8 protein-coding genes are annotated in these 12446 nt (G+C 49.7%); all 8 read left to right on the top strand.

Features of this window, described 5'->3' with window-relative positions; all coding sequences use genetic code 11:
• Positions 1–184: 184 nt before the first annotated feature.
• The 8 genes from D3H65_RS29755 to D3H65_RS29725 all read left to right on the top strand — a co-directional run bounded on the left by D3H65_RS29755 (position 185) and on the right by D3H65_RS29725 (position 12415).
• Positions 185–1375, top strand: a complete 1191-nt coding sequence (locus D3H65_RS29755) for a hypothetical protein (RefSeq protein ID WP_119053796.1) — start codon at positions 185–187, stop codon at positions 1373–1375.
• Positions 1376–1699: 324 nt separating this feature from the next.
• Positions 1700–2224 (top strand): hypothetical protein, encoded by a 525-nt coding sequence (locus tag D3H65_RS29750; protein WP_119053795.1) that lies wholly within the window; start codon positions 1700–1702, stop codon positions 2222–2224.
• A gap of 156 nt (positions 2225–2380) precedes the next feature.
• Positions 2381–2707: a DUF6660 family protein gene (locus tag D3H65_RS33100; RefSeq protein ID WP_162915876.1), complete on the top strand. Its 327-nt coding sequence runs from the start codon at positions 2381–2383 to the stop codon at positions 2705–2707.
• Between the two features lie 293 nt (positions 2708–3000).
• Complete coding sequence (locus D3H65_RS29745) at positions 3001–7320, top strand: CusA/CzcA family heavy metal efflux RND transporter (protein WP_119053794.1); 4320 nt, start codon at positions 3001–3003, stop codon at positions 7318–7320.
• A 16-nt stretch (positions 7321–7336) separates the two neighbouring features.
• Positions 7337–8557, top strand: a complete 1221-nt coding sequence (locus D3H65_RS29740; protein WP_119053793.1) for an efflux RND transporter periplasmic adaptor subunit — start codon at positions 7337–7339, stop codon at positions 8555–8557.
• Positions 8558–8608: 51 nt separating this feature from the next.
• Entirely contained in the window at positions 8609–11134 is a 2526-nt protein-coding gene (locus D3H65_RS29735; RefSeq protein ID WP_119053792.1) for a heavy metal translocating P-type ATPase, read from the top strand.
• 77 nt (positions 11135–11211) lie between these two features.
• Entirely contained in the window at positions 11212–11676 is a 465-nt protein-coding gene (locus D3H65_RS29730; RefSeq protein ID WP_119053791.1) for a hypothetical protein, read from the top strand.
• Between the two features lie 28 nt (positions 11677–11704).
• Positions 11705–12415: a hypothetical protein gene (locus tag D3H65_RS29725; RefSeq protein ID WP_119053790.1), complete on the top strand. Its 711-nt coding sequence runs from the start codon at positions 11705–11707 to the stop codon at positions 12413–12415.
• Positions 12416–12446: the final 31 nt, after the last annotated feature.

Genomic DNA, 12446 nt, shown 5'->3' with positions numbered 1-12446 from the left:
ACAGGGGTGATTTGGAAAATGAAAAACAAGGAACGAGATTTGGGAAAGAAGAAAAGGCAGCGAGGCAAAAAGGCAACGAGGAAAGACAGAAAGGCAGAGAAGAAAAGCATCCCCGCCATGCGGAGGCGATGGACCAACAAAAGTATTTCCAATTCCTATTGATAACTATTAAAATCTATTTCTTATGGCAAAGTATGAAAGTGTTGTAACGATACGCGGAACGATCGATGACCTGACGTTTCGCCATACTGCGGAAGGTAAAATTGTGGGGAAAAAGACGGGGCCTACGCGTGAAAGGGTGTTAACGCATGAAAATTTTGAACTTACGCGTACGAATGCCCGTGAATTCAAGCAGGCGATAATGGATGCCACGCTATTGCGCCGGGCGTTGGGCGGTATGTTGGATGGTGTACGCTGTACTACGCTAAATGGTCATATGAACGGATTGCTTCACAAGGCCGGCCAGGCTGATAAACAGCATCGCTATGGCAGCCGGTGTGCGGCCGGAGGAGATGTAAGTGTACTAACGGGTTTTGATCTCAACAAAAAGCTTTCGCTGGATACGGTTTTGCGGGTACGGCCTACACATAGCCTCGATGCTACCACGGGTAAGATGAATATACAGATTGCTCCCTTCATTGCCTATAAGCGGAAAGGATATCCGAAAGAAGCTACACATATCCGCATGGTGAGTGGCGCCGTTCTGGTGAATTTTAGCAATGACAGTTATTCCAACAATATCCAAAGGAGTGAATTGCTACCGCTTAGCCGGAAAACGCCGGGAGCGATTTGCCTGGAGTATCAAATAAATGGGAAACCGGGTGATGTACTGGTTCAGGTAATGGGTATTCAACTTTATAAGCTGGTGGATGGAGAAGAAGTATTGGTAAAAGGGGGCGCTGTGAAGATACTGGAGGCGCTGAGGAAAGGCAACGAGGCAGAAAGGGAAGAAGGCAACGAGGCATCAAGGCACCAAGGCAACGAGGGAGAATGCGCTGAGGAAGAAAAAAGGCAAGAAGTGGCCCGAATACCTGAAACACGAATTGAGAGCAAATTACACGAAACAATAGAAGAATACAGTGAGGCAACAAGGCAAGCTGCCTACGCTGAAGGTTCGTCGGGCGAGGAACCTGCCTGCGGTGATTGCGCAGATCGGACGAGCAGGATATACAAAAGGCCGAGGCCTTTTCATATACTACAACTGGAGCGGCCGGCAATGCATGGGCAGTGGCGGCCACGAGGAGGATGTAACCGGCAAAGGCCTTTTCAAAAGCCGCGCACTGGGACCTGCGGACAACGAAAATGCGGCACTGCTCAATGCCAACCATACAAGAGAGGTACGCGCAACGAGATAATACTTCATACTAAAAAATGAAAAAATAACAGCAAAAGCTGCGATGCAGTGCCATGGCGGCATGAGCGCAAGGCCAAATGGAACGCGGAATAAATGCGCGGAATTCATCAGTTGCCCTACCAGTGACAGCTGGTGCGGGATGTGTCGATGAGAGGGGTACTAAAGCTTTATGCCGAACCATTTGGCGGCATTCCACGAAAGGAATATTGAATTGATGGTTCTGTATTCTTTATGCACCCATCAACTACCAGAAAACCGGTATTGCGGAATAGTGATTTCCAAGGATTGTCTCCAACAGTGTCACCCTATATTTTTGCGGAAAATTTTTCCTTTTAAAACGAAGTCATGAAAAAGATTGGTGTATTAGCTGGTGCTTTATTGCTTTCAATGGTTATGTATGCTCAGAATGGAGGCTATTCCAAAGGTGATAAATTGTTGAATATTGGCCTGGGTCTTAATTCTTATTACAGTGGTGGTATTCCTTTCGGTGCTTCTTTTGAAGTGGGCATAACGGATGATATCAGTGTGGGTGCAAATTTCGACTACCTCTCGCATAAGTATAAAGGATTGGGGGATTACAAATTCACGGCGCTGTATTTTGGCGCCAGAGGATCGTACCATTTCAATACGTTGTTGAATATCGACAATGAAAAGATCGATGTGTATGCCGGCGCTACGCTTGGATACCGCAGTTTCAGCTGGAAAGATGGTTATTCGGGTTCAGGACTTAAGTCGAGCTACGGCAGCGGCGTATACCTGGGTATCCTGGCTGGTGGTAAATATTATTTTTCGGAAAAAATCGGGGCGTTTGTTGAGCTTGGCGCTATAGGATCGACCAATGTCCGTATTGGTGTTGCTTTCAAGTTCTAGATCAACTTATTTAATAATGAAAGCCTGCAGGTGTATGCCTGCAGGCTTTTTATTGATGCCAGGATTGGCATCAGCAAAATATTATGTACTAAAATACGTTATGCAACAAGGTTGTTTTTCCAAAAGAAAATATTAAAACAGCTATCTTTGCTCCCGATGAAATTATTTGCTTTCATAATGGCCATCCTGATCATGATCATGAGCTGCACACCGTGTGCGGATGGGGCTGGCACTATGCAAAGCAGTAAAAGTGAGACCAAGCTAGCGGCGGTGGCAGAAAGCCACGATCACGGAGGAACGGCTGATGACTGTTCTCCGTTGTGCACCTGCGCCTGCTGTTCGGCCCATTCCTGTCCCCAATCGTTCATTACGGCCAATACGGCACATGCCGATAACAGTCTCTTAACACATGGCCACTATTACAACGGAACATTGATCTCGATCTCCTTACCTATCTGGCAACCGCCTCAATTAGTAGCTTAACTTAATCACCTGGCCCCCGTGTGCCTTTGCGGATACACGGTTATGCGCCGTTGATCGTTTCACAACATTTTATTGGTTAATGCCGCATTTGTTGGTTATGACCTCTTAAAAGTCATTTACCCCATCAGTGCGGTGCATAACGTACCATCAACGGCCCCGGGGGGACGCAGGGGCATACCAGGGATGCAGGTATCAAAGGCTAACGCCCTTGTGCTATTTACCAGCTTGTAATTGCTGCAACGGCAGGATGGCTGTATAGCTACTACCCTATTATATCACCTTACAGACAGGCTATGCTTAATAAAATCATACATTTCTCCATTAAAAATAAGCTGATCATCGGGCTCTTTACGCTAGGGCTGATCATCTGGGGCACCTGGAGCGCCAGTAAACTGCCGGTGGATGCTGTACCGGACATCACGAACAACCAGGTTCAGATCATTACGCTGACACCTACGCTGGCTGCGCAGGAAACAGAACAACTGGTAACCTATCCGATTGAACAAAGTATTGCCAACCTGCCGGACCTGGTTGAAATGCGCTCGATCTCGCGTTTTGGACTATCGGTGATCACAGTGGTATTTGATGACAAAGTGGATGTGTACTTCGCCCGGCAACTGATCACAGAAAAGTTAAAGGAAGCAGAACAAAAAATACCCAAGGGGATCGGCACTCCTGAACTGGGTCCGGTGAGTACAGGTCTTGGAGAGATCTACCAATATGTGATCCACCCGAAAAAAGGAGCGGAAGATAAATATTCGGCGATGGACCTGCGTACGATGCAGGATTGGATCGTAGCGCGGCAACTGTATGGGACGCCCGGCGTGGCGGAGGTGAATAGTTTTGGTGGCTTACTGAAACAATATGAAGTGGCGGTGAACCCGGACCGGTTGAAGGGTATGAATACGACGATGGGAGAAATATTCACAGCGCTTGAAAAAAACAATGCGAATACGGGCGGGGCCTATATTGACAAAAAGCCAAATGCTTATTTTATCCGGGGTATTGGACTTGTGTCCTCACTGGAAGACATTCGGCAAATTGTGGTTAAGAATGTGAGTGGTATACCGGTGCTGGTAAAAGATGTGGCCACGGTGCAGCTGGGCAACGCGATCCGCTATGGATCGGTGACGTACAACGGGGAAAAAGAAGTGGTAGGGGGCATTGTGATGATGCTTAAAGGGGCCAACAGCGCAGCGGTGGTGAGCCGGGTGAAAGAAAAAATGGCAACGATCCAACGCTCGTTGCCTCAGGATGTGCTGATAGAACCTTTCCTGGACAGGACGGACCTGGTAGACCGTGCGGTGAGTACGGTAAAGACGAACCTGATCGAAGGGGCGCTCATCGTGATCTTCGTATTGGTGGTGTTCCTGGGCAATATACGGGCAGGGCTCATTGTGGCCTCCGCGATCCCGCTATCGATGTTGTTTGCGCTGGGTATGATGCACGCCTTTGGCGTAAGCGCCAACCTCATGAGCCTTGGCGCCATCGACTTTGGCCTGATCGTAGACGGAGCGGTGATCGTAGTGGAAGCTACGCTGCATCATCTTGGATTACGCAAAACGGGCGGCAAGCTTACGCAGGCGGAAATGGATGTGGAAGTATTTGATTCGGCCTCCAAGATCCGCAGCAGTGCGGCCTTTGGGGAGATCATCATCCTCATTGTATACATACCGATCCTTACGCTGGCAGGCATAGAAGGCAAGATGTTTCGGCCAATGGCGCAAACGGTGAGCTTTGCGATCCTGGGGGCGCTGATCCTCTCGCTCACGTACATCCCCATGATGAGTGCATTGATCCTGCCCAAAACACGGATGACGAAAAGAACGATCGCTGACAGGATGATGGGCTTCCTGCAACGCCTGTATACGCCGCTGCTGACCAAGGCGCTGAAGGCCCGAAAGGGGATCGTGTTGATCACGGTTGCTATATTCGGCCTGGCTATCTTCTGCTTCAGCAGGCTGGGTGGCGAATTTATACCGCAGCTGCGGGAAGGTGACTACGCCTTCCATTGCATACTGCCACAAGGGACCTCACTATCGCAAAGCATCGAAACGTCGATGCAGGCCAGCCGGATCGTCAAATCCTTTCCGGAAGTAAAAATGGTGGTGGGTAAAACAGGATCGGCAGAAGTACCCACAGACCCTATGCCGCCGGAAGCATCGGACCTGATCATTGTGCTGAAGCCAGTGAAGGAGTGGACCACCACCAAAGACTACAATGAGCTGGCGGATATGATCAAAGAAAAACTGGAGGTAATCCCCGGGGTATTCTTTGAGGTGAACCAACCGATCCAAATGCGGTTCAATGAACTGATGACGGGGGTGCGGCAGGATGTGGCGGTAAAAGTGTTTGGAGAAAATATAGATACGCTGGCAGGCATTGCCAATAAGGTGGCCAGGATAGTGCAATCGGTGCAAGGGGCTACTGCTCCGCAGATAGAGCGCACGACAGGGCTGCCGCAGATTACGATCGAGTATGACCGGGCGCGGATAGCGGCCTATGGTTTGAATGTGGATGATATTAACAATACGGTGAGCACGGCTTTTGCCGGCCAGGCAGCAGGGGTGGTATTTGAAAATGAAAGGAAGTTTGACCTGGTGGTGCGGCTGGACAGCAGCAGCCGTTCTTCGATAGAAGATGTAAGCAACCTGTTTGTGGCCACGCCTGATAACAAACAGATCCCGTTATCGCAGGTGGCCACGGTACGGTTTAAGGAAGGGCCTGCACAGATCAGCCGGGAAGAGGGCAAACGCCGGATCGTGGTGGGTTTTAATATTTCAGGAAGGGATGTACAAAGTGTGGTGGAAGAGATACAGGGAAAACTGGACGGGGCGCAACTGCTTCCAACGGGCTATTACTACACGTATGGGGGCACTTTTGAAAACCTGCAACAAGCATCTGCCCGGCTGCAGATAGCGGTGCCGATTGCGCTGGTACTTATTTTCCTGCTGCTTTATTTCACTTTCCATTCGTTTAAAGAAGCGCTGTTGATCTATACAGCTATTCCGATGAGTGCGATAGGTGGCGTTTTTGCGCTGATGCTGCGGGATATGCCTTTTAGTATTTCTGCGGGGGTAGGTTTTATCGCGCTGTTTGGGGTAGCGGTATTGAATGGCATTGTGCTGATCAGCACCTTCAACCAGTTGGAAAAAGAAGGCATGACAGATGTATTCCAGCGTGTGTTTGAAGGAACGAAGACCCGGCTCAGGCCGGTACTGATGACAGCCACGGTTGCTTCGCTCGGTTTTATACCGATGGCGCTTTCTACGGGCGCGGGCGCAGAAGTACAAAAACCTTTGGCGACTGTAGTGATCGGCGGACTGGTGAGTGCTACTTTTTTAACCTTGTTTGTTCTTCCTATGTTATACATACTATTCAATAAAAAAAGAAGGGGTGGTAGGCAAGCAGTACCCGCAACCGTTATCATATCCATTTTATTGTTGACAACGCTTTCGCCGCAGGCGCAGCAAGGGGGTGGTACACGCATCAGTATTGACCAGGCGATTACAGGAGCGGGCCGCAACCTGCAATTTGAGATCAACCAACAGCAGATCACAAAAGGGCAGGCGCAGATACGGACGGGAGGGGCCTTGCCTAAGACGGGGGTATTTGCAGAAAATGAAGACCTGCGACCCAGTGACAGGGAAGGCATTTTGAAGATAGGGCTTTCGCAAAGTATTGGATGGCCTGGCTTGTACGGTGCGCAAAAGAAACTGTATAAAGAGCAGCTGAACTACTATACGGTCAATGGCCAGGTGGTGAATGCGGAGGTAAAGCGACATGTGCGAACGGTCTACTACCAACTATGGTATTTGCAGGATAAACAGCACTTGTACCAACGGCTGGACAGTATTTACGCCACACTGAGCACGGCTGCCATCATTAAAGTGAAAGCTGGCGACAGTCCCGGATTGGATAGCATTGCCGCCAATGTGCGACTGCGGGAGTTGCAGGCGCTGGCGCAACAAACGGCCACAGAGGTGGCGGTACAGCAAAGGATACTGATGCAATTGCTGAATACAGATTCGGTTTACCTGCCGGCGGCCGGGGCTTTGGAGAAACTGCCCTTGCTGACGGGTGGCGGGGATTCGCTGCATCCGGTGCTGGCGCTGCAGCAGCAACAGGTGAACATTGCCAATGCGGGCATAGTTGTTACGAAAAACAGTAACCGGCCTGAGTTTTCGGGGCGCTTTTTCAGTCAGCGGTTGTATGGCCTGAGTGATCCCTTCACGGGTTTTTCGGTGTCGGTGGCATTGCCCTTGTTGGGAACGGGTGCTACGCGCAATAAGGTAAAAGTGGCGCAGGCAGAAGTGGCGCTGCAGGAAAAGGAACTGGCTTATGCGCAGCAAGTGCTGTTGACGAAGCGGGACCAGGCGGTGAAAGAAGTACAGAAAAACGCAGCGATGCTTTCGTTTTATGAAAACACGGGATTGAAGCAGGCCACGGAGATCATCAAGGCGGCTACGCTGGCCTACCGGGCGGGCGAGATCGGATTTACGGGGTTATCGCAATACCTGACGCAGGCGATCGATATTCAACGCAACTATCTTGAAAACCTGAATGCTTATAATCATTCAGTCATCCAATACTATTATTACTACAACCAATAGCATAAAAATATTACAGATGAAAAGAATATGCTGGATCATTCCTATTGCGCTGATGGTTTTTACGCAACTATCCTGTAAGGACAAAACGGAAGTGACTGCAGGCAAAGAAGGGCCTGCAGGAGAACATAAAGGGGGACACGAAAACGAGAACACGGCCACCTTTACTGATGAACAGATCAAGAGCATCGGCATAGAGGTGGGCAAAATAGAAGAAAAGCAACTGACGGCTTCTGTGCGGGCCAATGGGGCTTTGCGGGTGCCGAATCAAAATAAAGCGCTCATCAATTCGCTTTACAGCGGAGTGGTTAAATCGCTATTGATACAACCCGGGGATATTGTAAAAAAAGGACAGGCCATCGCCACGATCGCTAATCCTGATTTTATCCGGATGCAGGAAGAGTGGCTGGCGATCGGTCCGAAAATGGTGCTGGCGGAACAGGAGTTAAACCGGCAAAAAGAGCTGAACCAGGGCAATGCCGGCGTGCTGAAAAACCTGCAGGCAGCGGAATCGGACCTAAGGTCGCTCACTACCCGCAAGGCTGCGCTTGAACAACAAATTGAACTGATGGGTATCAACCCGGCTCATCTTTCGAATGGAAAATTGATCTCTGTCTTGTCGCTACGCACACCTATTGGGGGCATCGTGAGCAATGTGTCGGTGAAAATGGGTAGTTATGTGGACGTAAGCACGGCGGTGGCAGAAGTGATCGATAACAGTCAGCTGCACCTGGATCTCTTTATCTATGAGAAGGACCTTCCCAAGCTGAAGAACAACCAACATATCCATTTTACGCTGACCAATAATCCCGGCAAAGAATATGATGCGCAGATCTACTCGCTGGGTTCTACTTTTGAAGATGAAAGCAAGGCAGTAAGTGTGCATGCTCAGGTGAAAGGGGATAAAACGGGGTTGATCGACGGGATGAACATCACGGCCTTGATCAGCCTGGATAAGGTGACTGCGCCTGCGGTACCGCAGGATGCTATTGTTACTTACCAGGGGCAGGATTATATTTTTATGGTGACGGATGGGCATCAGGGAGCGGAGGCTGACAAGGGAGGGAAAAAAGGAATCAGTTTTGAGAAAGTAGCGGTTGCGAAAGGGACGTCGGAAGTAGGCTATACGCAAATAACGCTGCTGAAACCGGTTCCTGCCGAGGCATTTATAGTAATCAAGGGGGCATTTTTTGTACTGGCCAAGATGACGAATGCAGGAGATGGAGAGCATGGGCATTAAAAGGGCACCTGTTTTGTTGTAAATACTTAATTCCAACTTATACGGTATTTTATGGACAAGATAAAAATCAACCTGGACGTTCTGCTACCGGATGTGCCTAATGAAAGGGATGGTTGTGTACAGCGAATAATTTCGGAATTGAAGGATACGAAGGGGATCGACAATATACATGTTATACCGGAAAAGGACGACAGGAAAGCGCAGTTCTGTTTTCATTATGATCCTTCGCTTATTTCGCTGGAGAAAGTACAGCAACTGGCAGAACAGGCGGGGGCCAGGATCACGCAACGGTACGGACACCTGCTGGTGGAAGTATCGGGCATCCGGCACCAACGGCAAACGAAACTGATAGAAACGGTGCTTCAGCAGGAGAAGGGGGTACTGTCGGTATCAGCCTCAGCAACGGGTGTAATAGCTATTGAATTTGACACGCAATCTATATCAGCGGGGAAAGTGTATGGCTTGCTGGAAAAGCAGGGACTGACTATTATGAACAGGCAGTCTGCCCCAGCACACCAAGTGGCTCCATTGCCCGCCGGGGACAGTAAACCTGGTAAGGAAAAACATGTGCATGGTGAAGGGGAGGAACACGATCATGAACATGATCACGGGGGGCACTCGCATGGCGGGATCTTCGGGAAAAATACGGAGCTTATTTTCAGTCTGACCTGTGGAGCGCTCATTGGGATCAGCTACGGGCTGTCTTTTCTCCCCGGCATAACTGCCTGGACACCCAATATACTGTATATCATCGCTTACTTTTTTGGAGGTTATTTCACGGCGAAAGAGGCTGTACAAACGGTGCTCAAAGGCGGGTTTGAGATCGATTTCCTGATGCTGGTGGCAGCCATTGGGGCAGCGATACTGGGAAGCTGGCTGGAAGGGGCTTTGTTGTTGTTTTTGTTTAGCCTCGGTCATGCGCTGGAACACTATGCCATGGAAAAGGCGCGGAAATCGATTGCGGCACTGACAGCACTGGCGCCTAAAACGGCCTTTCGCAAACAGGACGGCCAAATACAGGAAGTAAAGATCGAGGAGCTGAAGGTGGGTGACGTTGTAGTGATCAAACCGAATACAAAGATCTCAGCGGATGGTATTGTCATTGCAGGTAATAGCAGCGTAAACCAGGCACCCATTACGGGAGAGAGTATCCCTGTAGATAAAACGGCGGTTGACAACAAAGATATAGATCCAAAGGAGGCGATGAAACTGGATGGGAAATACCGCGTGTATGCCGGTACGATCAACGGCAATGAGGTGCTCGAGATCAAGGTGTCGAAAGCAGCTACGGATTCTACTTTGTCGAGGCTGGTGAAAATGGTGAATGAAGCGCAGACGCAAAAATCGCCGACGCAACAGTTTACGGATAAGATCGAACGGGTGTTTGTACCTGCGGTACTAATCCTCGTGACGTTGCTTTGTTTTGCCTTCCTGGTGATCGATGAACCGTTCGGTAAAAGTTTTTACCGGGCGATGGCGGTGCTGGTAGCGGCCAGTCCCTGTGCGCTCGCCATTTCTACGCCCAGTGCTGTACTAAGTGGTGTTGCGCGTGCTGCACGGGCAGGGGTACTTATCAAAGGCGGCCGTCCACTGGAAGACCTCGGCACGCTGACGGCCCTGGCTTTCGATAAGACGGGAACGCTTACGGAGGGGAAACCCAGGTTAACCACCGTGCAGCCTTACGGTGACCTGACAAAAGCAGGGCTGTTAAAGATGGTGGTGGCAGTAGAAAGCCTGAGTGATCATCCGATCGCCAAAGCGATCGTGCGGGATGGAAAAAAGCAACTGGGGCAGGAAGCCATACCCGGGGCGCATAGTATGGAAGCGGTGTTGGGGAAGGGCATCAAAGCCTTGCTGGGCAATGACCAGCTCTATGCAGGCAACCTGGCGTTATTTGAATCGCTTGACGGTACAAAGCCTTCTAACGAGATCATAGCGGCCCTACGAACAGCAGAAGCAGGGGGACAGACTACGATGCTGATCCGGAAGAACCAGGAGTATGTTGGCCTGATCGGGGTAATGGATACACCCCGCGCAGAAGCCAAAGAAACATTGGCGCGGTTACAGGAGATCGGCATCAAAAAAATGATCATGCTGACTGGTGACAACCAACAAGTGGCAGAAGCAATTGCGAAAGAGATCGGCCTCACGGATGCCATGGGTAGTTTACTGCCTGAACAGAAGGTAGCAGCCATACAGCAGCTGGCTGAGCAGGAAGGTAAAGTAGCGATGGTGGGTGATGGTGTCAATGACGCGCCTGCCATGGCCAAGAGCACGGTAGGCATTGCTATGGGGGCTGCCGGCAGTGATGTGGCGCTTGAGACTGCTGATATAGCGTTGATGGGCGATCAATTGTCGCTACTTCCCTTTGCGATTGGCCTGAGCCGGCAATCAAAGCGGATCATTACGCAGAACCTGGTGATCAGCTTGGGCATGGTGGCCTTATTGATCCCGTTGACGATACTGGGGGTTGCGCCGATCGGTCCTGCGGTGGCGGCGCATGAAGGGTCGACGCTTGTAGTGGTGGCGAATGCGCTGCGCCTACTGGCTTATAAAAATAAAGAGCAAACGATGTGATATGGTTTTCGCAGGCATTTACGGCCGGATTGTTGCTCAGGATACTTGAATTATATTAGCGCATTCAATCATAACCTATGTCATATAAATTACTTTGTACGCTGCTGGCGCCCGTTGTATTGATCTCCTGTAAGCCGGGTGAAAAAGATAAGGAAGGACCGGCCGCTGCTACCGAAAAGAAGACGGAACAATCCTCGGCCATCAATTGCTATGAATACATCAACAAAGCAGATACTGTTATCTTAAAACTGATCCATGTGGGAGATGCGATTACGGGGCTGTTGGTCTATAACCTCGATGGAAAGGACCTCAACAAAGGCACTCTCCGCGGCGGCATGCAGGGCAATATACTCGTCGCCAACTATACTTTTATGTCGGAAGGGACCACCTCGGAAAGGCAGGTAGCTTTCAAACTGGAGAATGGCAGTTTTATAGAGGGACATGGAGAAAGCTATACAGACCAGGATAAAGTACGCTTTAAAAATATTGATTCGCTGCAATTCGATGGCCCCATAAAGCTGGCTGAGATAGCCTGTAAATAACACCACCCTGCTGAGGCAAATCTTCTTTATGATCACATCATCAGACCCCGACTATTTAGATACCAAACTGGTGAAGCAAGGGGCAAAAAGAATGGATCCAGTGCTTCAACAGCTAGCCGACTGGATAACCGAACAATTCAACACTCCCGTACTGAATATCTATTACGACAAAATTGAGCCTGATAAACAACGACCACGGCTGAGAATCATTTTTGAGTTTGGGGAGGAGGTAGCCAGGTTTAAAGACCCTACGGGCAATTTTGATGCAGGTAAACAAAGTCTTATTGCAGCTCAGTTTAAACAAATACAAGCTGCTGAACCGGCTATGCACCGGGGATTTTTCAACTGGCTATTAAAAACAAGGCCGCCAGTACGATTTGACACCGCCCATGTAGTGGTGGTCTTTACGGCCTTCGAGCCCGTTGCCCGGGAAGCAGTGAATAGGGCGATTTCCAACGAAGCGCTCAAACATTTAAAAGAGGCGCTCGCCATGGAAAGTCTGTGGATCATATTGCGGGAATTTTCCACTTCAACAGTATTCTTTTACACAGACCAGCAACTGGAGCAATCCGCCACAGATGGAACCCGGGACCTTATCACCCAAAAGTACCGGAGCCTGTTAAAAAGCCATGACGAGTTTGATTACATTACACCAACTACCTGCATTTTGCTGTGGGACAGTAAAGAAAATCTTGACAAGAACTATAAGGGCAACTGGTTTTGGTATTCCAGGCGATAAAATCGTAACACAATAAACCGCCGGGAACAAC

This window comes from Paraflavitalea soli, from assembly GCF_003555545.1.
Classification (GTDB): domain Bacteria; phylum Bacteroidota; class Bacteroidia; order Chitinophagales; family Chitinophagaceae; genus Paraflavitalea; species Paraflavitalea soli.
The sequence above is the reverse complement of the archived record's forward strand: the minus strand, read 5'-3'. Positions and strand labels throughout refer to the sequence as shown.

Bases quoted from the DNA above. Each gene is read 5' to 3' on its own strand.
- D3H65_RS29735 (WP_119053792.1), top strand. From the start codon at position 8,609: ATGGACAAGATAAAAATCAACCTGGACGTTCTGCTACCGGATGTGCCT.
- D3H65_RS29725 (WP_119053790.1), top strand. From the start codon at position 11,705: ATGATCACATCATCAGACCCCGACTATTTAGATACCAAACTGGTGAAG.
- D3H65_RS29750 (WP_119053795.1), top strand. From the start codon at position 1,700: ATGAAAAAGATTGGTGTATTAGCTGGTGCTTTATTGCTTTCAATGGTT.
- D3H65_RS29740 (WP_119053793.1), top strand. From the start codon at position 7,337: ATGAAAAGAATATGCTGGATCATTCCTATTGCGCTGATGGTTTTTACG.
- D3H65_RS29730 (WP_119053791.1), top strand. From the start codon at position 11,212: ATGTCATATAAATTACTTTGTACGCTGCTGGCGCCCGTTGTATTGATC.
- D3H65_RS33100 (WP_162915876.1), top strand. From the start codon at position 2,381: ATGAAATTATTTGCTTTCATAATGGCCATCCTGATCATGATCATGAGC.
- D3H65_RS29755 (WP_119053796.1), top strand. From the start codon at position 185: ATGGCAAAGTATGAAAGTGTTGTAACGATACGCGGAACGATCGATGAC.
- D3H65_RS29745 (WP_119053794.1), top strand. From the start codon at position 3,001: ATGCTTAATAAAATCATACATTTCTCCATTAAAAATAAGCTGATCATC.